We start from the raw sequence: 22,131 nt of genomic DNA on the forward strand, positions 1-22,131 counted from the left end.
CGGGTGGGTCAGGAGAGCAGCGAGCGGCCGATGATCTCCTTCATGATCTCGGTCGTGCCGCCGTAGATGGTCTGGATGCGGCCGTCGGTGAAGGCCTTCGCGACGCGGTACTCCGTCATGTAGCCGTACCCGCCGTGGAGCTGGAGGCAGCGGTCGGCGACCCGCTTCTGCAGCTCGGTGGCCCACCACTTGGCCATCGAGGCGTGGACGGCGTCGAGCGTGCCCTCGGAGTGGTCGACGATGCACCGGTCGAGGAAGGCCCGGGTGACGGCGCACTCGGTGGCCATCTCGGCGATCTCGAAGCGGATGTGCTGGAGCTTGGAGAGCGGACGTCCGAAGGCCTCGCGTTCCTTGACGTACCGGGTGGTGATCTCCAGGAGGTGTTCGGCCGCGGCGATCCCGGCGACCGCTATGCCCATCCGCTCCTGGGCCAGGTTGGTCATGAGGTGGATGAACGCGCCGTCGAGCTCGCCGAGGAGGTTCTCCTTGGGGACGCGTACGTCGTTGAAGAACAGTTCGGCGGTGTCCTGGGACTTCTGCCCGATCTTGTCGAGGTTGCGGCCCCGCTCGAAGCCCTCGGCGCCGCGCTCGACGACGAGCAGCGAGAGCCCCTTCGCCCCGCCCTCCGGCGAGGTCTTGGCGACGACGATCACCAGGTCGGCGAGGATGCCGTTGGAGATGAAGGTCTTCGAGCCGTTGAGCAGCCAGTGGTCGCCCTTGTCCTCGGCGGACGTACGGATGCCCTGCAGGTCGGAGCCCGCGCCGGGTTCCGTCATGGCGATGGCGGTGATGGTCTCGCCACTGCAGAAGCCGGGCAGCCAGCGCCGCTTCTGCTCCTCGGTGGAGAGCCCGGTGAGGTAGGGGCCGATGATGTCGTTGTGGAGGCCGAGCGCGAGTCCGGAGACCCCGGCCCGGGTGAACTCCTCGGCGAGCACCGCGCTGTAGCGGAAGTCGTCGTTGCCGCCGCCCCCGTACTCCTCGGGGACGGCGAGGCCGAGCAGCCCTTGGCGGCCGGCCGCGAGCCAGGCCTCGCGCGAGACGATGCCGTCCGCCTCCCACTGCTCGTAGTAGGGGAGGACCTCCTTGGCCAGGAAGGTGCGGACGGTCTCGCGGAACGCGTCGTGCTCTTCGGTGAAGATCTGCCGCTGCACTTCAAGCCCCCTGGAGCCAGTTCTTGACGGTGGAGATCAGCCGCGCCGGCTCGGGGCCGACGGGGGTGACGTTGAGCATGGTGACGCCGGCCTCGCGGAAGGCCTCGATGCGGTCGCGTACGTATCCCTCAGGGCCGCAGAGCGTCATGAGCTCGCAGAACTCGTCCGGGACGGCGGCCTCGGCCTCCCTCTTCCTCCCGGAGAGGTAGAGCTCCTGGATGGTGGCGGCCTCCTTCCCGTAGCCGTAGGCGACGGCGAGGTCGTTGTAGAAGTTCTTGCCGGGCGCGCCCATGCCGCCGACGTACAGCGCGATCTGCGGACGGGCGAGGTCCCGGGCTGCCGCGGCGTCGTCGCCGATGGCCAGCAGGCCGCCCGCGACGGTCTGCAGGGGGCCGAGTGCCGGGTCGCGCTTCGCCGTGCCCTCCGCGAGTGCGGTGCCCCAGACCTGCTGGGCCTTCTCCGGGATGTAGAGGGTGGGGAGCCAGCCGTCGGCGATCTCGGCGGTGAGCGCCACGTTGGCGGGGCCGAGGGAGGCGACGTAGAGGGGGATGGTGTCGCGCACCGGCCGGGTGAGGATCTTCAGCGGCTTGCCGAGCTTGCCGCCCTTCTCCTTCGGCAGCGGCATGTCGGTGATGCCGTGGTGGTCGATGACCTCGCGGCGCCAGATCCGGCGGCAGAGCTCGACGGTCTCGCGGGTCCGGCCGAGCGGCCTGTCGTACGGCTTGCCGTGCCAGCCCTCCACGACCTGCGGGCCCGAGGCGCCGAGGCCGAGCAGGGCGCGGCCGCCGGACACGGCGTCGAGCCCGGCGCCGGTCTGGGCGATGAGGGCGGGGGTGCGGGAGTAGACGTTGAGGATCGCCGCGCCGATCTTCAGGCGTTCGGTGCGGGCGGCGAGGTAGCCCATGAGGGTGGGCGAGTCGAAGCCGTACGCCTCGGCGACCCAGACGGCGTCGAGGCCGGCGGACTCGAGTTCCGCGACCCGGTCGCAGGCGGCGCGCGGGTCGCCCGCGTAGTCGAGCGGCAGGGAGAGTTCCATCAGCCGGTCGTTTCCTTCCCGGTGGTCAGCAGGCCCGGCAGGCCCCATTCCTCGGCGACGGCCTCGGTGTCAGCTCCGGGCAGCGCGGGTCCGCTGCGTACCGAGACGGGCGTCGCCGAGAAGCGGGGCGCGGGGGCGGGCTGGGTGAGGCCGCCGTGCTCCACGTAGGTGGAACGGGCGGCGAGATGGGGGTGGTCGGGTGCCTCACGCAGCGAGAGGACGGGAGCCACGCAGGCGTCCGACCCCTCGAAGACCTCGGTCCACTCGGCGCGCGTGCGGGTGGAGAACCGGTCGGCGACGAGGGCGCGCAGCTCGTCCCAGCGGCCGAGGTCGTTGCGGTCGGGGGCCTTTTCCCCCAGTCCGAGGAGTCGGGTGAACTCCTCGTAGAAGCGCGGCTCCAGGGCCCCGACCGCCATGTACTCGCCGTCGGAGGTCGCGTAGGAGCCGTAGAAGGGGCAGCCGCCGTCCAGGATGTTGGAGCCGCGCCGGTCCTGCCAGCTGCCGGCCGCCAGCATGCCGTGGATCATCGTGGCGAGGTGGGCGGCGCCGTCGACGATGGCCGCGTCGACGACCTGTCCGGTGCCGTCGGGCGTACGGGCGTGCTGGAGGGCGGCGAGCACACCGACGACGAGGTAGAGCGAGCCGCCCGCGTAGTCGCCGACCAGGTTGGCGGGCACCGTGGGCGGTTCACCGGATCTGCCGATCATGGACAGGGTTCCGGTGAGGGCGATGTAGCCGATGTCGTGCCCTGCCCGTTCGGCCAGCGGGCCGTCCTGGCCCCAGCCGGTCATCCGTCCGTAGACGAGTCGCGGATTGCGCTCCAGGCAGGCGTCGGGCCCCACGCCGAGGCGCTCGGCGACGCCCGGGCGGTAGCCCTCGATCAGGACGTCGGCACGCTCGACGAGGTCGAGGACCTGCCCGGCTCCGCCCTCGGCCTTCAGATCGACGAGGACCGACCGCTTGTTGCGGTTGGTGAGGTCGAAGGCGGGTTCGACACCGATCACCGAGCCACCCGGCCGGTCGACGCGCACCACGTCGGCGCCGAGGTCGGCGAGGAGCATCGCGGCGAACGGACCCGGGCCGATGCCCGCCAGTTCGACGACGCGCACTCCGGTCAGCGGGCCCTGGGGTCCACGTCCTGTCGTTGCCATCAAGCCCCCAGCGTGTGACACAACTGATGTAACATCGATGATGCTAAGAACGGACCGCGCTCCGCACAACCCTTTTGGCCGAGCAAGCGCTTAGTCTTTCCTTCGGATCCTCTCGCATCGAAGCCCGCCCGGCCGCGCGGCACCCCGAACGCCTCGGCTACCCTCTGCCTGCTACATCGGCGCCGGCGCAGGCGGAGGCACTCATGAACAGGCAGAACGGGGCAGAACGCCCCTATGACGTCGTCCTTTTCGGAGCCACCGGCTTCGTGGGGGCGCTCACGGCGGAATATCTCGCGGCGCACGCGCCGGACGGCTGCCGCTGGGCTCTGGCGGGCCGCAGCCGCGGCAAGCTGGAACAGCTGCGCGAGCGCCTCGCCGGAAGCCACCCGCGCTGCGCGGACCTGCCTCTGCTGACGGCCGACGCGGACGACGCCGATTCCCTGCGCGAACTCGCCGAGTCCACGCACGTCGTGGCGTCGACGGTCGGACCGTACGTCTGGTACGGAGAGAAGCTGGTCGCCGCCTGCGCGGAGGCCGGGACCGACTACACCGACCTCACGGGAGAGGCGGAGTTCGTCGACCGGATGTACCTGGAGCACGACGGCCGGGCCCGTGAGACGGGGGCGCGCCTCGTGCACGCCTGCGGCTTCGACTCCGTACCGCACGACCTCGGTGTCTACTTCACCGTCCAGCAGCTCCCCGAGGACGTGCCGCTGACGATCGACGGCTTCGTCCGCACCAACGCGGTCTTCTCCGGCGGTACGTTCGCCTCGGCGCTCACCGCGATGGGCCGTGGCCCTCAGATGGCCCGGGCGGCACGGGAACGGCGCCTGCACGAGCCGCGCCTCGTCGGCCGCAGGGCCCGTGCCCCGCAGGGAGCACCGCACTTCAGCCCGGCGACCGGAACCTGGGCGCTGCCGCTGCCGACCCTGGACCCCCGGATCGTGGAGCGGTCCGCGCGCGGGCTGGAACGCTACGGCCCCGACTTCCGCTACCGGCACTTCGCCTCGGTGAGGCACCTGCCGGTGGCCATCGGCGGCACGGCAGCGACGGTCCTGCTGGCGGGGGCCGCCCAGATACCCGCCGCGCGGAGCTGGCTGTCCTCCCGGGTCGAGCCGGGCACCGGCCCGGACGAGCGGCGCAGGAAGAGCAGCTGGTTCACGGTCCGCTTCGTCGGGGAGGGCGGCGGCCGGCGGGTCCTCACCGAGGTCTCGGGCGGCGACCCCGGCTACGACGAGACGGCGAAGATGCTGGCCGAGGCGGCTCTGTCGCTCGCCCTCGACGACCTGCCGGCGACCGCCGGCCAGGTCACGACGGCCGTGGCGATGGGCGACGCGCTGCTGGAGCGGCTCCGGGCGGCCGGTCTGCGCTTCCGGGTCGCGTCGGTGCGCTGAGCCCCGGACGGCGCGCGCACCCGGTGGGTCAGAGCATCCAGGAGGCCAGCGTGACGACCATGGACACGGTCCAGCCGGCGCCCGCGAGGACGCCGAGGGTCATGCCCACGGCGACGCCCCGCTGGGAGAGACGTACGGTTCCGGTGCTCATCTGAGGTGCATGGTGGTCGATCATGTGTACCAGCCTGCCCCTGATGTTCGACAAACAACATCCGTATGTGTACTCAGTCGGCAACAGATCCCGGGGCAGGCGGTCCCGGTGGGTCGCCGGGCAGGCGGTCCCGGTCAGCCGATCGCTTCCTTCAGAGCGGACCGGCAGAGGGCGTCGGCCCTGCGTGTGGTCTCCGGCTGGCGGAAGTCACGGGCCAGCGCGAGCGTATGGGCGCAGGCGTTGTCCAGGCCGGTGCGGTGGCCGACGGAGACGAAGACGGGTTTGGTGTCGTCCTGCGTGCGCAGGGCCCGGCCGACTTCCTCGTCCCCGTCCATGAGCGGGGTGAAGTCACCGCGCCGCGGCCCGGGTTCTTCGTAACGGAAGGTGAAGGGGTTCTTCGCCACGCCGATGACCGGCAGACCGGTGAGGACACCGAGGTGGCTGGCGAGCCCGAACCTACGCGGGTGGGCCAGGCCGTAGCCGTCGCAGACGACGAGGCCCGGGTCCTCCGGCAGCCTCTCCAGCGCCTCCAGGACGGCCGGGATCTCCCGGAAGGCGAGGAGCCCGGGGACGTACGGAAACGTCACCCGGCCCTCGGCGGTGGACCGGGCGATCACCTCCAGGGTGGCCGCGTCCAGGACGACGGCCGCCGCGACGACGAGGTCGCGCTCGTCGTCGTAGGCGACATCGACACCGGTGACCCTGCCGGCACCGGGCGGTGGCCCCGGCTCGTCCAGGACCACGCGTGTGCGCAACGCGTCCTGGACGGCCCGGGCTTCGGCCTCGTCGGCGGGCATCCGAAAAGTCGTCATGGCGGGTCAGTCTAGGCAGCCGGTAGCGTGGCGATCATGTTCGTACTCGAGTTGACCTACACCGCGCCGGTCGAGCGCGTCGACGCCCTCATGACGGAGCACGTGGCCTGGCTGGACGCGCAGTACGCGGCCGGGGTGTTCATCGCCTCGGGGCGCAAGAACCCGCGCGACGGCGGTGTGATCCTGGCGGTGGGTGACGACCGTGCCGAGATCGAGGGGATCGCGGCCTCCGACCCCTTCGCGGCGCACGAGGTGTGCGCCTACCGGATCACGGAGTTCATCGCCACGAAGACCTCGGACGCGCTCGCACCGTACCGGCAGCAGCTGCCCGGCTGAACTGCCGCGGTAGGTCAGGCGATCCGCGCGCAGATGTCGGTCGTCGAGCCGTGGGCCATGGTCACGGTCTTGTGGCCGGAGGCGCTGATGAGCAGGGTGTACACGCCGTCGACGATGTACATGCCCCGGTCGAGGTTGCCCTCGCCCACGCCGACCAGGACGGGACCGGCCACCGACCAGAACTGGGAGCCGTCGGAGCGGAGGTCGACGATCGCCGAGCCGCTCGCGTCCGCGTCGTGGAAGGCCCCCGTCTCCTGGTTGGTGACCCGGACGACGAGGTCTCCCTTGTACGCCACCCGCTTCGGGGTTCCGTCCGGGTGCCGGTCCAGGACGCGCTGGACGACCTCGTCCACGACGGGTTCGCCATGGATGGCGAAGTCGCACCGCACGCCCGCCGCGACGTCCCAGGGCGCGGACGGCGCGGGCTCCCAGCCGGGGCCGGAGCGGCCGGCGGCCGTGGCGTGGACGGGCGTCGCGCCCAGAACGGTGGCTGCGGCGACTGCCGTCAGGAACTGCGCTGTTCGTCGCACGGGGGCTCCTCGATGAAGTGGGTCGCTGTCTCGGCCACAGCGTGTCTCCTGCTTCTGACCACTTGCTGACCACGTGCGGCCGCGGCCGTTCACCTCCGCGTCCCGCCCGGATATGCTCTGCGGCGCCATGGAGTTCCAACTGCTGGGTCCGTTCGAGGCCCGACACGACGGCGCGCGGGTCCTGGTCTCCGGCCGCCGTCAGGAGCGCTGTCTGCTGTCGATCCTGCTGCTCGACGCGGGGCGGGTCGTGGCCACCGAGCGCCTCGCCGAACTGCTGTGGGACGGTGACGCCTCCGCGACCGCCCGGAGGACCCTCCACACCTATATCGGCAGGCTCCGCGCGCGACTGCGGCCGCACGGGCTGCACATCGACACCCGGAACGGCGGCTACGTCCTCGACCCGGGCGGCCACACCATCGACGCCAGGGAGTTCGTCGCCCTGTGCGGCCGCGCACGGGCCGACGGGGACGCGGTGCGGCGGGTGCGTCTCTACGACGAGGCCCTCGCCCTCTGGCGCGGGCCGCTGCTCGCCGGCGTGGCCGACGAGGCGCTGAGCGACCGGCTCTGCGGCCACCTGACCGAGCTGAGGCTCTCCGCGCTGGAGGAGAGGGCGGAGGACCTGCTGGAACTCGGCGAGCACGCCGAGGTGGTCGCCGGCCTGGCGCCGACGATCCCCCTCCACCCGGAGAGGGAGCGGCTGGTCGCCGCGCACATGACCGCGCTGCACCGCAGCGGCCGGCAGGCCGAGGCCCTCGATCTCTACCGGCTCACCAGGCAGGCGCTCGTGAGCCGTCTCGGCGTCGAACCGGGTGCCGCACTGCGGACCCTGCACGAGCGCATGCTGCGCGGTGATCCCCGGCTCGACCGGCCGCCCGGGCCCGTGTACGCGGTGCGCGTGGGCGGGGAGTGGCTGCCCTGGAGCACCAGCGGGCACCCCGCCCTCGAGTTCTGCAACACCTGGGCCGGCTGGGGCGGTCCTCCGTCGCCGGGATCCGAATGGCTGCGCGCGTACTCCACGCTGGCCGTCTGGGCGGGCCATCTGGACCTCGCGGAGGACCGGCTGGTGTCGGGCCTGCTCAAGCAGGCGAGCCGGCAGCCGAAGGACGCGACGGCCGCCCTGGAGGAGGCCCGGGAGTTCCGTACACGGCTCTACGCCGCTCTGACCGACCCCGACGACGTACCGGCGTTCAGGGCGGTGGCCGCTGCGGCGGAGGACGCGGCGAAGGTCTCCGCCTTCGTCCGGGGCGAGGACGGACTGGGCCGTTGGCGGCTGCCCCCGTCCGCCGGTCTGCGACTGCCGCTCCTCGGCGTGGCCCGCAGTGCGGCCGATCTGCTGGCCGATCCGGCCCGGTTCATGATCCGGGTCTGCCCGGGGGCCGGCTGCGGCTGGGTCTTCCCCGACGAGAGCGGCAGGCGCCGGTGGTGCAGCCTCGGCACCTGCGGCAAGCCGCACTGACCGGCGCGGCCGCGCCGCTACCGCAGCCGCGCGGCCCTGCCCTTCTCGCCCGCGGCCCAGCAGCCGCCGTCCGGGGCGCAGTCGACCGTGTCGTACGAGCCGGTGTCCACGGTCCGCCAGGTGCGCCCGCCGTCCCGGGTGACATCGGTGCCGGTCGGCCCCACGGCGAGCGCCGAGCTCCGGCTGCGGGGCAGCCAGGCGACGCCGGACCGGTAGGCGGGCGGCGGGGTGGCGGCGTTACGCCAGCTCCGGCCGCCGTCCCCGGTGACGGACGCGGCGTCCGGCGACGCCTCCCCCGCCCGGTAGTCGCCGCCCACCGCGATGCCGTGCGTACGGTCCCGGAAGGCGAGGCCGAACACCCCGCGCGCCGGGTCCCCCGCCGGGATCCGCGCCCCGGCTTCCTTCCAGGTCAGGCCGCGGTCGGCGGAGTGCAGCACCCGGGCGTCCGCCGCACCGCCGGTGGCGAGCCAGACGTCCCTGCCGCCCGAGCTGACGAGGCACTGGCCGCTCGCCGCGAAACCGGCCTCGCCGGGCTGCGCCGCGGGCATCCCGGCGTCGGGCAGCACCCGCCAGCTGCGCCCGCCGTCCGAGGTCGACAGGATGCGGAACTTCCCGTCCACCGGGTCGCTCATGGCGAGCCCGTGCCGGCTGTCGAAGAAGGTCAGGCAGTCGTAGAAGGCGCGGGCGTCGGTGTTACGGAAGGACTCGGTCCAGGTCGCGCCCCCGTCCTCCGTACGGAAGACCCGGGACGCCTCGCCCTCGCCGATGGCCAGCGCCACCGCCCGCCGCCGGTCGAAGGCCTCGATGTCCCGGAACTCCAGCCCGGCGGCGCCGGCCGGCGACACATCACGCCAGTGGCGTCCTCCGTCCGTGGTGCGCAGCACCGTGCCCCCGGACCCCGCGACCCAGGCGGCGTCCCGGCCGACGGCGGCGAGGCCGCGGAAGCGCGCGTCGGTTCCCGTGGCGGTGGGCACCCATTCCGGCTCGCGGTCCCGGTGCCCACCGGCCGTGGCCTGCGCCGACGGTGCCGCCAGCACGGCTGCCACCGCCACCCCGCAGAGCACCGGTGCGATCAGCCGTCTCGTCTTCCCCATGGCCCTCATGGCGCTGGAAGCTAACCCACCGGTGGACGGGCGTCCAGGGTGCGCCGCGCGAAACGGGGCAGTTGATCAGGGGGAGACGGGCGCGGTGACGCAGCTCACGCCGTCCGCCGGTGCACGGATGGAGGAGTTCCGTCGTCTACTCCAATGCCGGGAACCGTTCGTCCGAGGCGAGAGGGAGCAGGTCTTGTCCAGCGTTATCGAGCAGTCCGTGCAGGCCCGTATGGTCGCGTCCGCGCCGCGTATGGAGACTCTGCCCGCCACTCTGCACTACGACCGCAAGGACCCCTTCGCCGTCCGCATGGCGTTCCCGGCACCGGCGACGCTCGAAGGCACCGAGGTGTCCTGGGAGTTCTCCCGTGAGCTGCTCGCCACCGGCATGGACGCGCCGGCCGGCGTCGGTGACGTGCGGGTCCGTCCCTTCGGGTACGACCGTACGGTGCTGGAGTTCCACGCCGTCGAGGGCATCGCGATGGTGCATGTGCGGACCTCCGAACTGCGCCGCTTCCTGAAGCGGGCGCAGGAGCTGGTCCCGGTCGGGGACGAGTACCGCTTCATGGACCTGGACGGCGATCTGACCGATCTGCTGGGCGGGGCGTCCTGAGGCGGACCCGGGTCTCCCGAACCGCGGCCGGAAATCGGTTGCGTGGGCGCCCGGACGGCTCGTAGCGTCCTGGGTGTCCCTGTTGTCGTCGGATCGGAGAAGGACGTTGCTCCACATCTGAGGTGTCCGCACACCGCACCGCGTGCCCGATGCACGCGTGCCCCTGCGTGACCCCAGTGTCCGAGCCGTTCTCCGTGATTCCTCGACGCAGCCGGGAGACCCTTGTGCCTGCATCCACCACGCATATCCACTGCTCCTCCCTCTCGTTCGCCTGGCCCGACGGGAGCGAGGTCTTCGACGACTTCCACCTCGCGGTGGGCCCCGGCCGGACCGGTCTGATCGGTCTCAACGGCTGCGGGAAGTCCACCCTGCTGCGCCTGATGGCCGGTGAGCTCACGCCGACGGCGGGACGCGTCCGCGCGGCCGGTGACATCGGCTACCTCCCCCAGGACCTCGTCCTGGACACCGCGTTGCGGGTGGACGAGGTCCTGGGCGTCGCCACGGCGCGCGCGGCGCTCCACGCCATCGAGGCGGGCGACACCCGTGAGGAGCACTTCGCCGCGGTCGGGGACGACTGGGACGTCGAGGAGCGCGCCGGGGCCGTACTGGGCCAGCTCGGCCTGTCCGCGATCGGACTCGACCGGACCGTCGGCGAGCTGTCCGGCGGTGAGTGCGTCCTGCTGCGCCTGGCGGCGCTCCTGCTGGCACGCCCTTCCGTCCTGTTGCTTGACGAGCCGACCAACAACCTCGACGTGTACGCGCGCGGGCGGCTGTACGACGCCGTGGACGCCTGGACGGGAGTGCTGGTCGTGGTCAGTCACGACCGGGAACTGCTGGAGCGGGTGGACCGGATCGCGGATCTCCGCGACGGCGCGGTCACCTGGTACGGCGGCAGCCTGTCGGCGTACGAGCAGGCGCTGGCCGTGGAACAGGAGGCGGCCGAGCGGATGGTGCGGGTCGCCGAGGCCGACGTACGCCGCCAGAAGCGCGAACTCTCCGACGCCCACGTCAAGCTGGCCCGTCGCAAGCGGTACGGGCAGAAGATGTGGGACACCAAACGCGAGCCGAAGGCCGTGATGGGCCAGCGCAAACAGACCGCCCAGGAGTCGGCCGGCAAGCACCGCGTCATGCACACCGAACGGCTGGCGGAGGCGGAGGGGCGGCTCGACGAGGCGGTCGAGGCGGTACGGGACGACGAGGCGATCCGGATCGAGCTGCCGCAGACCCAGGTGCATCCGGGCGGCGGCGTACTGATGCTCCGTGACCTCGAACTGGCCCACGGGGTGCGGGTGCCCGGCGAGTGGGATCTGCGCGGGCCGGAGCGGATCGCGCTCGTCGGCCGTAACGGCGCGGGGAAGACGACGCTGCTGCGCACGGTCGCGGGCGAGCTGGACCCGGTGTCGGGCGAGGCGGCCGCGCAGGTGCCGGTCGGCTTCCTGCCGCAGCGCCTCGACGTCCTCGACGACACGCTGTCCCTGGTGGCGAACGTGGCACGCGTCGCGCCCGGCACCACGGACAACGGCATCCGGGCGAGGCTGGCACACTTCCTCTTCAAGGGTGCGCGTGCGGACCGCCCGGCCGGGACGCTCTCGGGCGGCGAGCGCCTGCGGGCCACGCTGGCGGCGCTGCTGCTCACCGAGCCGGCCCCCCGGCTGCTGATGCTGGACGAGCCGACGAACAGCCTCGATCTGTCCGGCGTGCACCGTCTGACGTCGGCGCTGGCGGCGTACCGGGGGGCGCTGATCGTGGCGAGCCACGACGTTCCGTTCCTGGAGTCGCTGGGGATCACCCGGTGGCTGCTGCTGGACGCGGACGGACTCCGGGACATCGACCCCGGAACGCTGCCGGGAATCGGGGGCGAAGACAGCTGACTTGCCCCCTCCTGTACGCCTATGACCTGCACGGATGACAGTGAGTGAGCGACCGCCGCGAGGACCGGGCTTGGCCCCGGCCTTACTGCCGCCTTAACCTACGGTCACGTAACCTACGAAGCCGTAGGTAATCCTCCCGTCCCCAGGAGCCCCCGTGACGATCACCTCTCCCCACACAGGCAGTTCGAAGGCGTGGACAGACGCCCAGCTGCTCTACGCGCTGGAAGAGGTGGTGGAGAAGGAACTCAACCGCCATCTCAAGGTCGCCAAGGACTGGATGCCCCACGAGTACGTGCCGTTCTCCGACGGCCGTAACTTCCCCGGCTTCTTCGAGGACGGGCAGGAGTGGGAGACCGGCCAGTCCAAGGTCACCGACATCGGACGCATCGCCCTCGTCGTGAACCTGCTGACCGAGGACAACCTCCCCAGCTACCACCACGAGATCGCTTCCCTCTTCGGCCGTGACGGCGCCTGGGGCACCTGGGTGCACCGCTGGACCGCGGAGGAGGGCCGGCACGGCATCGTGATGCGCGACTACCTCCTCACCTCGCGCGCCGTGGACCCGGACAAGCTGGAGCAGTTCCGGATGGCGCACATGGCGGAGGGCTTCGAGTCCGACAACCGCCACTCCATGCTGCACTCCGTGGCGTACGTCGCCTTCCAGGAGCTCGCGACCCGCGTCTCGCACCGCAACACCGGCCACCAGTCGGGCGACCCCGTCTGCGACCGGATGCTGGCCCGGATCGCGACCGACGAGAACCTGCACATGGTCTTCTACCGCAACCTGCTGGGCGCGGCCTTCGAACTCGCCCCGGACCTCACGATGCAGTCCGTGCGCGACGTCGTCGTCAACTTCCGGATGCCCGGACACGGCATGCCCGGCTTCGAGCGGGCCGCCGCGCAGATGGCGATCGGCGAGATCTACAACATGCGCATCCACCACGACGACGTGATCCAGCCCGTCCTTCGGTACCTGAAGGTCCTCGACATCGACGGGCTCGGCCCGGAGGGCCTCAAGGCACAGGAGGAGCTCGGGCTGTACATGAACGGCCTGGACAGCGAGGCGTCGAAGTTCGACGAGAAGCTGGCGGCCCGCAAGGCCCGCGTGGCGGCCCGGGCCGCACAGGGCTGATCCTTCCGGAGTTCCGCCCGGCCGGGCTCGGGATCCGCTCCCCGACCTGCCGGACAGTGGCGGCGCACGCCTCGCGTGCACCGCCACTCCGCGTTTCAGGACGCTCAAGAGGTTCATGACGCTCAAGAGGTTCAAGACGTTCACGATATGGAGGGGCTGCCCCCACAGCTTCACAGAACGTACTCTGTGCCGGTGAAACCTGTGACGCGTGTTGTTCTTTTCGGTGCACCGATCGCCATTGTCGTTTCGATCCTGTTCAGCGGTGGCGACTCGGAGCCGCCCACGGTCGTCCAGCAGACGGCTGGATCCAAGGAGAGCGACACGGCGCCGGCGGCCGAGCAGGCCGACGAGCACGCCGAGGAGATCGACGCGCTGCCGCCCGGCCTCGCCGCTCCCGCGATGAAGGAGACCGCTTCCCGGCTGGTGTCCAGCGCGGAGGCGTCCACCCTGGACTGGCGCAGCCAGTACGGGGCGATCGAGGACGTCGGCGACGGCACCGGCTACACCGCCGGCATAGTCGGCTTCTGCTCCGGCACGAACGACATGCTGCAGCTGGTCGAGGCCTACACCGAGAAGCACCCGGACAATCCGCTCGCCCCGTTCCTCCCCGCCCTGCGCGAGGTGGACGGCACCGATTCGCACAAGGGCCTGGACCCCGGCTTCACCGATGCCTGGCGTCAGGCGGCGGAGGACCCCGGGTTCCGCAAGGCCCAGGACGCCACGCGCGACAGGCTGTACTTCGAGCCCGCGGTCCGGCTGGCGAAGATGGACGGCCTCGGCACCCTGGGCCAGTTCATCTACTACGACGCGATGGTCCTGCACGGCCCCGGCATCGAGGCGGACGGCTTCTACGGCATCCGCGACGCCGCGCTGGCATCGGCGGACACGGCCTCGGAGGGCGGCGACGAGACGGCGTACCTCGACGCCTTCCTCGACGAGAGCCGGTCGGCGATCAAGAACCGGAAGGTCCAGCGCGACACGACCCGGATCGACACGGCACAGCGGGTGTTCCTGCGCGAGGGCAACCTCGGGCTGAAGAAGCCGCTGGTGTGGAAGGTGTACGGCGAGACCTTCCGGCTCACGTGACGGGAAGGGCCCCGCACGTCGCGGTGTCCCGCCGACATGAAGGGCCTCGCAGGTCGCGGGATTCAGCCGCGTTCGGACCGGCCTCTGCGCACCCGCTCCCGCTCCTTCTCGGAGAGCCCGCCCCAGACACCGAAGCGCTCGTCATGGGCGAGTGCGTACTCCAGGCAGGCCACGCGGCCCTCACAGGCGTTGCACAGCTGCTTGGCCTCACGGGTGGAGCTTCCCGGCGCCGGAAAGAAGAACTCGGGCCCGGCCTGTGCGCACAGGGCGGTCTCCTGCCAGGTGAGCTCGTCGGTCATGGTGTTGATCGGCATGCGGCCCAGCGTGCCAGGCCGCGATAAACAAGTGATCAACGAAAGTTCAACGCCCGGGCGGGACGGCGTCCGGCTCTCCCCGGCCGGCCCGGTCCCCGCTACATCGGAGCGGGCTTGATCACCGCGAACGCCGCGCCCGCGGGATCGGTGAAGGTGGCGATCCGTCCGACCTCCGGGACGTCCGTGGCGGGCATGGTGACCCGCCCGCCCAGCCGTTCCGTGGCGGCGACCGTCGCGTCGGTGTCGTCCACCGCGAAGTACGGCAGCCAGTGGGGCCCCGCCGCGGCCTGGCCAGGCACCGAGTCGACGGGCACGATGCCCCCGAAGGAGGAGTCGACGCCCTCGCCGTCGGCGGGCTGGATCATCGTGTAGGTGCCGCTGGGGTACGACATCTCGTCGGTCCGCCATCCGAAGACGGTGTGGAAGAACGCCGCCGCCGCGGGCACGTCCGGGGTGTACAGCTCGGACCAGATCAGCGCGCCCGGTTCCATGATCATGCCGAGGCCGGTGTTCGCCCTGGGCTGCCAGACGCCGAAGTACGCTCCGGTGTTGTCCGTGAAGCCGCCCATGCGCCCGTAGTCGAGCACGTCCATCGGAGGGAACGCGGCGGTGCCCCCGGCCTGCTCGACCGTCCGTGCGGTGGCGTCGGCGTCGGGGGTCTGGAAGTAGACCGACCAGGCGGGCTTGCCCTGCTCCTCCGGCACGGTCATGACACCGGCGACGGTCTTCTCCCGCAGTTGGTACATCCCGTACCCACCGGTCTCGGGGCCACCGGGCACCAGCTCCCAGCCGAAGAGGCCGCGGTAGAAGGTGGTGGCTGCATCGATGTCGGGCGTGCCGAGGTCGATCCAGTTGGGGGCGCCGGTGACGAAGGACGGGTCGAGCATGGTGTGCTCCTCGGGCGGATTCCGTGTCCCGCGTGTTCGTGCACGCCGGACATCCCTCACCCTCCGAGTCTTGCACCGGGGTCCGACAACCGCAGCCCGGCCCGCCGGCCGGGCCGCGGTTGTCGGAAAGCCCGGCCGGCGGGGGCTCAGCGCCTGACACCGAGCGCGGGAAGCACCGTTTCCGCGACCCGGTAGGCCTCCTCCAGCAGCGGGTTCCCGGACAGGATGAAGGTGTCGACACCCAGGTCCTCGAACTCCTTGAGACGCTCCACGACCTGGGCCGTCGAGCCGACGACCGCCGTGCCGGGGCCCGGCCGGAACAGGCTCATGCCCGGCCACATGTTGGGGTGCGTCTCCAGTTCCCGCGCACGGGCCGGGACGCGTCCGCCGTGCTGCCGGAACTGACGCTGCCAGCCGACGCCCTCCTCACCGGCCCGGTCCCCGAGCATGCGGGCGTACGTCGCCTCGCTGGTGACGTCCAGCAGGCGGTCGGCCGCGGCCCAGGCCTGGTCCTCCGTGTCGCGCACGATGAGGTGGAGCCGCAGCCCGATGCGCAGGGTGCGGCCGTGGGCGCGGGCCCGCGCCCGGACCTTCTCCAGCTTCTCCTTCAGCAGGTGCGGGGGTTCGCCCCAGGTGAGGAAGACGTCGACGTGTTCGGCCGCCATCTCGATCCCCGGGTCGGACGAGCCGCCGAACCACAGCGGGATGTGCGGGGCCTGCACCGGCTTCAGGTCGCGGAACGAGGCACCCGCGTTCTTCAGGTCGTAGAAGCGGCCCTTGTGGTCGAACACCTCGCCCGCGGTCAGCCGCTTCACGATCGACCAGTACTCGGCGCTGAGCGCGTACCGTTCGTCGTGCTCCACGTGGAGTCCGTACTCCTGGAGCGACTTCGTGGAGCCGTTGACCACGTTGAAGCGCAACCGGCCCCCGAAGAGCTGGTCGAAGCTGAGCGCCATCTTGGCCAGCAGGGTCGGTGAGATGAGCCCGGGGTGGACGGCGAGCAGCGGTTTGAACCGGGTGCTGGTGGACGCGGCGAGGGCGCTGCCCAGGGGCCAGACGTCGTACAGGTCGGTGGCGAGCAGGGCACCGCTGTACCCGAGCTGTTCGACGGTTCCGGCGAGCCGGCTGAGATAGCCGAGGTCGGCGGTGCGCCGCCCCTCGGGTTCCCAGGGGTAGGCGCCTTCGCGCGGGATGATGTACCAGAGGACTTCGACCGCCACGGTGTTCAGGCCGCCTTCGGCTCGGCGGAGCCGGTGACACGCGCCCGGGCGGTGGCGACCTCGACGGGCCGGTCGATGAAGCCGGTGCGGTGGAAGATGTCGGCGGCCTCCTGCTGTTCGGCGAGGAACGCGTCGCTCACGGCCTCGATCCTCCACGGCAGGGCGCGCAGCGCGGTCTCCCAGTCGTCGGCGCTCCCGCCCAGGTCTGCGGCGGCTATCTCGGCGGCGGCGCGGGGGTTGGCCGCCGCCCAGTCGTCGGCGCGCCGAAGAGCCCGGGTGAGCGCCTCGACGACCTCGGGGCGCTCCTCGGCGAAGTCGCGCCGGGTGAAGAAGACGGAGCGGTCCGAGATCACGTCCCCGGTGGCGACGAGCGTGCGCAGCCCGCCGGTCCGTCGGGCGGCGGCGAGCTCGGGCCCCTGGGCGACCCAGGCCCCGATCTCCCCGGCGCGCAGCAGCCGCTCGCTGCCGCCGTTGCTGCGGACGGCGGTGATGTCGTCGGCGTACGAGAGCCCGGCGTCGTCCAGGGCCTTGGCGATCAGGTGGGTCTGCCAGGACCCGATCGCGAGGTGGACGGTGCTCCCCTTGAGGTCCGCGACCGTGCGGACGGGGCTGTCCTCGGGCACCAGGAGCGCGCCGTGGTCCGGGCGCGGGGCGGAGACTGCGGTGTAGACGAGGTCGTGCCCCGCCGCCTGCGCGGTGACCGGCGGGGTCGAGCCGGTGCCGCCGAAGTCGATGACGCCCTGGGTGAGCAGCTCGCCGGTGCGGACCCCGTTGGTGTACGGGAAGAAGGCGACCGTCTCGTCGAGCGCGGCCAGTTCCTCCTGGGCGAAGCCCAGACGGGAGAGGTGGTACAGGTGGTAGAGGGAGGGGTTGCTGCTGTGGACCCCGATGGTGACGGTCATTCAGATCACTCCGGCTTCGGAAGGTGTGGGAGAGGGTGAGAGCTGGGAGGCGGGCCGCGGTCCGGGGCCCGTGTCGACCCCGAGGTCGTCGAGCAGCCGGCGGCGCAGTGCGGCGAACGCCGGGTCGCCGGGGTCGCGGGGCCTGTCGACGTCGACGTACTCGTCGGTGACGAGCTTCCCGTCGCGCAGGACGGCGACGCGGTCCGCGAGCCGTACGGCCTCGTCGACGTCGTGGGTGACCAGCAGGACCGCGGGGCGGTGCTTGCGGCACAGCTCCCCCACCAGGTCCTGCATCTTCAGCCGGGTCAGGGCGTCCAGCGCGGCGAACGGCTCGTCCAGCAGCAGGAGTTCGGGCTCCCGCACCAGTGCGCGGGCGAGCGCCACCCGCTGCGCCTCGCCACCGGAGAGGGTGCCGGGCCAGGCTCCCGCGTGCCGTTCGAGACCGACCTCCGCCAGGGCCCGCAGCCCGTGCGGCGCACGGCTGCGGGGAAGGGCGACGGTCACATTGGCGAGGACCTTCTTGGACGGTACGAGGCGGGGCTCCTGGAAGACGATGGTGCGGGCCTCGGGGACCAGCACCTCTCCCCCGTCGGCACGGTCCAGCGCGCCCAGGATGCGGAGCAGGGTGGTCTTGCCGCTCCCGCTGGCGCCCAGCAGGGCGACGAACTCGCCCCGGGCGATGTCGAGTCGCAGGCCGTCGAGCACGGCCCGGGTGCCGAAGACCCGGCGCAGTCCGCGTACGCGTACCGCGGGACGTGCGGTGTCGGCGGTGGTCATCGGGTGCCTCCCCGTGAGGGCCGCCAGGGCATCAGGACGCGCTCCAGCAGCCGTACGACGATGTCGGCGGCCAGCCCGAGCAGGCCGTAGATCAGGATGCAGACGGCGAGGATGTCGGTCCGGGCGTAGCTCTGCGCCTGGGACATCAGGTAGCCGATGCCCTCGGTGGCGTTGATCTCCTCGGCTGCGATGAGGGCGATCACGCTGAGCGTCATGGACAGGCGCAGTCCGGCGAGCAGGGACGGCAGCGCTCCGGGGAGGACGACCTCCCGGACGACGGCGAGCCGGCCCATGCCGAAGCTGCGCATCGCCTCGACGAGCTTGGGGTCGGTGTTGCGCACGCCGCTCGATGTGGACACGTACATGGGGAAGGTGGTGGCGACGGCGATGAGCAGGATCTTGGCCGTCTCGTTGATCCCGAACCACACCATGAACAGCGGTACGAGGGCGAGGAAGGGGATGGTGCGCAGGGTCTGGAGCGAGGAGTCGAGGAGCTCGTCGCCGATCCTGGTGAACCCGGTGACGACGCCGAGGGTCAGCCCGGCGGCGAGGCCGATCAGCAGACCGATGCCGGAGCGGGTCAGCGAGGTGGTGAGCGCGTCGGGCAGCTGCCCGTTGCCCCACAGCTCGCCCACGGCCCGCAGCACCTCGGCGGGCGAGGCCAGCACGTCGGGGGTGAGCACCCCCGTGGCCGAGGCCACCCACCACAGGGCGAGCAGGGCGACCGGGCCCAGTGCGCGCACGGTCAGGGCGAAGGGGCGGCCGCGTGCCGTACGGAGCGCGGGGCGTGGGGTGACCAGGCCCTCGGCGGCGGCCGCCTCGGAGACCGCGCTCATGTCAGCTTCTCGACGTCGAGGAGGTGGGCGGCGATGTCCACCTTGCTCTTGGTGACCTTCTGTTCGGCGTAGAAGGCGGCGACGTCCTCGAAGCGGGCGATGTCCTCGGGGCCGATCGGGTCGACCGTGCCGCCCTGGGCGGTGAACCCGGTCTGCACCTCCTCGGCCTTGCCGGTGACGGCGGTGGGGCCGACGTCGGTGAAGACGTTCAGATAGGCGGCGGGGTCCTTCTTCTCCTTGGCGCTGGCCGCGTGGAGGTATCCGTAGAGCGCCTTGACGACCTCGGGGTGCTTCTCGGCGAAGCCGGTCCGTACGGCGTTCAGGCTGTAGTTGTCGGAGCCGATGGCCGCGCCGTCCGCGACGAAGTGCGCCTTGCCGCTGCCGATCTCGGCCACGGCGTAGGTGGCCCAGACGGCCCAGGCGTCGACCTTGCCCGCGTTGAAGACAGCGGCGGTCTGGTCGGGGCGCAGATAGACCCGCTGGACCTTGTCCGCCGGGATCCTGGCCTTGGCGAGCGCCTTCAGGAGCAGGTACTCGCCGGTGCCGCCCTGGTTGACGGCGACCTTCTTCCCCACGAGGTCGGCGACGGAGCCGATGCCGGAGCCGTCGCGGACGAGGATGCCCTCGCCCGCGGCGTCGGGGTCGACGGCGGTGAAGAACTTGAATCCGGGCCGCTGGGCGAGCGAGGTGATGCCGGAGGTGATGGAGCCGGTGGCGAAGTCGAGCTGGTCCGCGTTCATGGCCTGGGCGGCGGGCGCGAAGGGGCCGGCGCTGCCGGTCCACTCCACCTTGGCGCCCGCTTCGCCGAGCGCCTTGTCGAGGCTGCCGTCCTTCTTGCCGAGGGCGAGGACGCCGGAGTTGCCGGGGTCGGGGATGCGCACGGTGACGGTGTCCTCGGCGCCGGCCGCGCTGTCGGCCTCGGAGGTGCCGCAGGCGCTGAGGGCCACGAGCGCGGTGACCGCGAGGAGGGCGGGGGCGATCGTCGTACGGACTGATCGGTGCTGGTTCATACGGACAGCGGTCCTTCGGGTTCGCGGGCGGGCGAGGGGACGGGGTGGAGGCCTGCGCGGGCGGCGGCCCTGTTCAGCGGCTCGGGGTCGGCCCAGGCGGCTACGTCGACGGGCTCCGGGAGGAAGCCGTGGGCGCGCAGCGACGCCTCCTGTTCGGCGAGCAGGCCGAGGCGCTCGGGCGACAGGTCGGGGTGGAGGGTGAGGTGGGTGCCGGGGCGGTAGGCGCCGGCGACTCCGTCGGCACCCGCCCCGGTCTCGGCGCCGAGGATGCGGTCGACGTCGGCGGGGTGCCGGGTGGCCCAGTCGGCCGCCCTGAGCAGGACGGCGAGGAAGCGGTCGACGAGGCCGGGGTGGTCGTCCAGCAGCCGCTGGTGGACGGTGATGGGGCGGGGCGTGCCGTTGTTGACGCGGAACCGGCGGTCGGGCAGTTCGTCGAGCTCGACGGCGACCTCGGCCCCGGCCCGGCGGGCGGCCTCGACGGCGACCGCGCCCTTCACGTACACCGCGTCCACGTCACCGCGCCGCAACGCGGCGAGTTCGGCGGCCCACTGCCCGTCGTGCGCGTCGGCGGGTACGTCGACGAGGGCGGCGTCGTGCAGGGCGAGGCCGGCGCTGCCGAGCGCGCCCTCGAATCCGCGCAGCGCCATGGCCCGCCAGAAGTCGATGGCGATGGTGTGGGAGGGCACGGCGAGCCGCAGTCCGCGCAGGGCGTGGGCGCCCCTGATCCCGGATCCGGGTGCGACCAGCACGACCTGCCGTTCCTCGATCCAGGTGAGGCCGATGAGCCGGGTCGCCTCCCCTCGCGAACGGGCCCAGAGGGCGGGCACGTTGCCGCCCTCACGGAACAGGCCCGGCAGGGCGTGGGTGTAGTGGCTGGCACGGTCGGCGTCGGGAGCGGCGTCCTGGAGGGAGCGCACGGTGATGCCGTCGGGGGCGAACTCCTCGCTGAGCCAGTGCCGGTCGGCGGCGATGCCCGTCGCGGTGGGTACGGGACAGCGGGTGAACCAGAGTGTGCTGGGCAGCACGGCGGAACGCGTCATGGACTCTTCCCGGAGGGGTGGGCGAAGCAGGGATGGGCCCGCGCCCGGCGGCCGCGGGCCGCGGCGCATGGGGCACGCGGGCAGCGGGGCGGGAGCCGGGGGGCGGGGCAGGCCGCGTCAGCGGGGTGCGCGCGGCCCGGAGTGGTGCGGAGGTTCAGCGACAGACGGCGCTGGAGACGCGTGCCAGGTCGATGTGACGGCGCAGCGTGAGGGCGAGGGTGACCGGAGCGGAGCTGCCGGAGGGCGTGGCACCGAGGCCTGCCATGGCACTGCTCCTTTCCGTACGCCGGTGACGAGGACTGCACCTTGCCACGGGCTCACGCCCGCCCACAAGCTTTCTCCCACCATGTGGGACCCAGCATGAACAGCGTGTTGCACAGCAGGGTTTGGCGATCTATGAGCTCCCGTAATGTGGAGACCATGGAGGTGGACGGCACGTCCCACGAGCGGAGAGCGAGAGCGGCATGAGCGAGGCAGCGGCGGCGCGCACCCCGGGCGGCGCCCAGGCGGTCCAGCGCGCGCTGGACGTCCTGCACTGTTTCCATGACAACGGCCCCGACCTGAGCGCCTCCGACCTCGCCCGGCGCCTGGAGCTCTCCGCCTCCACGGCACACCGGCTGGCCCGCACCCTCCTGGGCTCGGGCTTCCTGGAGCAGGACGCGCGCACCGCGCGCTACCGGCTGGGCCCCGCGGTGACGGAGCTCGGCCGGCTCTCGTACCACCAGCGCGGGCTGCATCTGGCCGCGCCGGAGCTGACCGACCTGGCCGAGCGCACGGGTGCGACGGCCGATCTGGCCCTGCGCAGCGGCCCGCACGCGGTGATCGTCGCGGGTGGTTCGGTCACCCCGCGGATGGGGCTGCGCCGGCCCCTGCACTCGACGGCCCTGGGCAAGGTGCTGCTGGCTTGGGCGCGGCCGGGCGAGAGCGGCCCCGCGGCGCTCCCGCTGCCGGCCTTCACCGACCGTACGATCGTCGAACCCGCCGCGCTGCAGGCAGAGTTGGCGCGCGTGCGGACCGCGGCGTACGCGCTGAACGACGGAGAGTCGGCGCTCGGGGTGCGCACCCTGGCCGTCCCCGTGCTGGACGGGGCCGGCTACGCGCGCTTCGCGCTCGCCGTGCGCGCCACCCCGTCCGTGATCACGGACGAACGGACGGACTGGTTCCTCGAAGAGGCCCGGTCCTGCGCGCGCGCCCTGGGCGTACTGCTGCTGACCCCGGCGGAGCGCAGGGCGCCCGCCCTGTGAGGGGCGGTGCCGCCCTCTGACCGTGGCACGATGGGACGCGCCAGGGAGGGCGAAGCCGCCGGTCACGGAGGGGCGGCGGGGACAGAGGGAC

The 22,131-nt window shown here is 72.2% G+C and carries 24 protein-coding genes; 8 read left to right on the top strand and 16 right to left on the bottom strand.

Annotated elements, in window-relative coordinates:
* Nucleotides 1-8: 8 nt before the first annotated feature.
* From ACIRD8_RS32385 to ACIRD8_RS32395, 3 genes are read right to left on the bottom strand one after another with little or no spacing between them, the layout of a single operon-like run.
* Nucleotides 9-1,151, bottom strand: coding sequence for an acyl-CoA dehydrogenase family protein (locus ACIRD8_RS32385; RefSeq protein ID WP_403999556.1), 1,143 nt, complete (start codon nt 1,149-1,151; stop codon nt 9-11).
* A gap of 1 nt (nt 1,152) precedes the next feature.
* Nucleotides 1,153-2,187, bottom strand: a complete 1,035-nt coding sequence (locus ACIRD8_RS32390) for an LLM class F420-dependent oxidoreductase (protein WP_403999559.1) — start codon at nt 2,185-2,187, stop codon at nt 1,153-1,155.
* On the bottom strand, nt 2,187-3,338 hold the full coding sequence (locus ACIRD8_RS32395) for a CaiB/BaiF CoA transferase family protein (protein WP_403999562.1): 1,152 nt from the start codon (nt 3,336-3,338) through the stop codon (nt 2,187-2,189). The genes ACIRD8_RS32390 and ACIRD8_RS32395 overlap by 1 nt, the downstream gene beginning before the upstream one ends.
* 203 nt (nt 3,339-3,541) lie before the next feature.
* Here ACIRD8_RS32395 and ACIRD8_RS32400 point away from each other — a divergent pair, with 203 nt between their 5' ends.
* The gene (locus ACIRD8_RS32400) at nt 3,542-4,732 is read left to right on the top strand and encodes a saccharopine dehydrogenase family protein (RefSeq protein ID WP_403999565.1); all 1,191 of its coding nucleotides are present in this window, start codon (nt 3,542-3,544) and stop codon (nt 4,730-4,732) included.
* Between the two features lie 28 nt (nt 4,733-4,760).
* Here ACIRD8_RS32400 and mmpA read toward each other — a convergent pair whose 3' ends face one another.
* Both mmpA and ACIRD8_RS32410 read right to left on the bottom strand, forming a co-directional pair.
* Nucleotides 4,761-4,907: a morphogenic membrane protein MmpA gene (gene mmpA / locus ACIRD8_RS32405; protein WP_014152821.1), complete on the bottom strand. Its 147-nt coding sequence runs from the start codon at nt 4,905-4,907 to the stop codon at nt 4,761-4,763.
* 110 nt (nt 4,908-5,017) lie between these two features.
* Complete coding sequence (locus ACIRD8_RS32410; RefSeq protein ID WP_403999568.1) at nt 5,018-5,695, bottom strand: endonuclease V; 678 nt, start codon at nt 5,693-5,695, stop codon at nt 5,018-5,020.
* A 36-nt stretch (nt 5,696-5,731) separates the two neighbouring features.
* Here ACIRD8_RS32410 and ACIRD8_RS32415 point away from each other — a divergent pair, with 36 nt between their 5' ends.
* Nucleotides 5,732-6,031, top strand: a complete 300-nt coding sequence (locus tag ACIRD8_RS32415; protein ID WP_403999571.1) for a YciI family protein — start codon at nt 5,732-5,734, stop codon at nt 6,029-6,031.
* A 14-nt stretch (nt 6,032-6,045) separates the two neighbouring features.
* Here ACIRD8_RS32415 and ACIRD8_RS32420 read toward each other — a convergent pair whose 3' ends face one another.
* Nucleotides 6,046-6,561 carry a hypothetical protein gene (locus tag ACIRD8_RS32420; RefSeq protein WP_403999574.1) on the bottom strand — a complete coding sequence of 172 codons (516 nt, stop codon included), beginning with the start codon at nt 6,559-6,561 and terminating at the stop codon, nt 6,046-6,048.
* Nucleotides 6,562-6,688: 127 nt separating this feature from the next.
* Between ACIRD8_RS32420 and ACIRD8_RS32425 the strand changes: the two genes are divergently transcribed.
* A complete protein-coding gene (locus tag ACIRD8_RS32425) occupies nt 6,689-8,017 on the top strand; it encodes a BTAD domain-containing putative transcriptional regulator (protein ID WP_403999577.1) in 1,329 nt (442 codons plus the stop codon).
* Between the two features lie 17 nt (nt 8,018-8,034).
* Here ACIRD8_RS32425 and ACIRD8_RS32430 read toward each other — a convergent pair whose 3' ends face one another.
* Nucleotides 8,035-9,120 carry a WD40/YVTN/BNR-like repeat-containing protein gene (locus ACIRD8_RS32430; protein WP_403999580.1) on the bottom strand — a complete coding sequence of 362 codons (1,086 nt, stop codon included), beginning with the start codon at nt 9,118-9,120 and terminating at the stop codon, nt 8,035-8,037.
* Between the two features lie 184 nt (nt 9,121-9,304).
* Here ACIRD8_RS32430 and ACIRD8_RS32435 point away from each other — a divergent pair, with 184 nt between their 5' ends.
* The 4 genes from ACIRD8_RS32435 to ACIRD8_RS32450 all read left to right on the top strand — a co-directional run bounded on the left by ACIRD8_RS32435 (nt 9,305) and on the right by ACIRD8_RS32450 (nt 13,810).
* Nucleotides 9,305-9,721 carry an SsgA family sporulation/cell division regulator gene (locus ACIRD8_RS32435; RefSeq protein ID WP_403999583.1) on the top strand — a complete coding sequence of 139 codons (417 nt, stop codon included), beginning with the start codon at nt 9,305-9,307 and terminating at the stop codon, nt 9,719-9,721.
* A gap of 224 nt (nt 9,722-9,945) precedes the next feature.
* Nucleotides 9,946-11,592 carry an ABC-F family ATP-binding cassette domain-containing protein gene (locus ACIRD8_RS32440; RefSeq protein WP_403999586.1) on the top strand — a complete coding sequence of 549 codons (1,647 nt, stop codon included), beginning with the start codon at nt 9,946-9,948 and terminating at the stop codon, nt 11,590-11,592.
* Nucleotides 11,593-11,746: 154 nt separating this feature from the next.
* On the top strand, nt 11,747-12,724 hold the full coding sequence (locus tag ACIRD8_RS32445) for an acyl-ACP desaturase (protein ID WP_403999589.1): 978 nt from the start codon (nt 11,747-11,749) through the stop codon (nt 12,722-12,724).
* A 201-nt stretch (nt 12,725-12,925) separates the two neighbouring features.
* Nucleotides 12,926-13,810, top strand: coding sequence for a chitosanase (locus ACIRD8_RS32450; protein ID WP_403999789.1), 885 nt, complete (start codon nt 12,926-12,928; stop codon nt 13,808-13,810).
* Between the two features lie 62 nt (nt 13,811-13,872).
* On the opposite strand, the gene ACIRD8_RS32455 is transcribed toward ACIRD8_RS32450, so the two are convergent.
* From ACIRD8_RS32455 to ACIRD8_RS32495, 9 genes are all read right to left on the bottom strand, one after another.
* On the bottom strand, nt 13,873-14,124 hold the full coding sequence (locus tag ACIRD8_RS32455) for a WhiB family transcriptional regulator (RefSeq protein ID WP_403999592.1): 252 nt from the start codon (nt 14,122-14,124) through the stop codon (nt 13,873-13,875).
* A gap of 98 nt (nt 14,125-14,222) precedes the next feature.
* Complete coding sequence (locus ACIRD8_RS32460) at nt 14,223-15,011, bottom strand: VOC family protein (RefSeq protein WP_403999595.1); 789 nt, start codon at nt 15,009-15,011, stop codon at nt 14,223-14,225.
* Nucleotides 15,012-15,157: 146 nt separating this feature from the next.
* A complete protein-coding gene (locus ACIRD8_RS32465; protein WP_403999598.1) occupies nt 15,158-16,231 on the bottom strand; it encodes an LLM class flavin-dependent oxidoreductase in 1,074 nt (357 codons plus the stop codon).
* Nucleotides 16,232-16,236: 5 nt separating this feature from the next.
* Complete coding sequence (locus ACIRD8_RS32470; RefSeq protein ID WP_403999601.1) at nt 16,237-17,133, bottom strand: ABC transporter substrate-binding protein; 897 nt, start codon at nt 17,131-17,133, stop codon at nt 16,237-16,239.
* A complete protein-coding gene (locus ACIRD8_RS32475; protein WP_403999604.1) occupies nt 17,134-17,910 on the bottom strand; it encodes an ABC transporter ATP-binding protein in 777 nt (258 codons plus the stop codon).
* Entirely contained in the window at nt 17,907-18,746 is an 840-nt protein-coding gene (locus tag ACIRD8_RS32480) for an ABC transporter permease (protein WP_403999607.1), read from the bottom strand. Before ACIRD8_RS32480 ends, ACIRD8_RS32475 begins: the two co-directional genes overlap by 4 nt.
* Complete coding sequence (locus ACIRD8_RS32485; RefSeq protein WP_403999610.1) at nt 18,743-19,756, bottom strand: NrtA/SsuA/CpmA family ABC transporter substrate-binding protein; 1,014 nt, start codon at nt 19,754-19,756, stop codon at nt 18,743-18,745. The genes ACIRD8_RS32480 and ACIRD8_RS32485 overlap by 4 nt, the downstream gene beginning before the upstream one ends.
* Nucleotides 19,753-20,796, bottom strand: a complete 1,044-nt coding sequence (locus tag ACIRD8_RS32490) for an ABC transporter substrate-binding protein (RefSeq protein ID WP_403999613.1) — start codon at nt 20,794-20,796, stop codon at nt 19,753-19,755. Before ACIRD8_RS32490 ends, ACIRD8_RS32485 begins: the two co-directional genes overlap by 4 nt.
* A 154-nt stretch (nt 20,797-20,950) precedes the next feature.
* Nucleotides 20,951-21,061 carry a putative leader peptide gene (locus ACIRD8_RS32495; protein ID WP_403999616.1) on the bottom strand — a complete coding sequence of 37 codons (111 nt, stop codon included), beginning with the start codon at nt 21,059-21,061 and terminating at the stop codon, nt 20,951-20,953.
* Between the two features lie 199 nt (nt 21,062-21,260).
* Between ACIRD8_RS32495 and ACIRD8_RS32500 the strand changes: the two genes are divergently transcribed.
* Nucleotides 21,261-22,040 (top strand): IclR family transcriptional regulator, encoded by a 780-nt coding sequence (locus tag ACIRD8_RS32500; RefSeq protein WP_403999619.1) that lies wholly within the window; start codon nt 21,261-21,263, stop codon nt 22,038-22,040.
* Nucleotides 22,041-22,131: the final 91 nt, after the last annotated feature.

Origin of the sequence: Streptomyces sp. NPDC102451, assembly GCF_044765485.1 — a bacterium.
GTDB lineage: Bacteria > Actinomycetota > Actinomycetes > Streptomycetales > Streptomycetaceae > Streptomyces.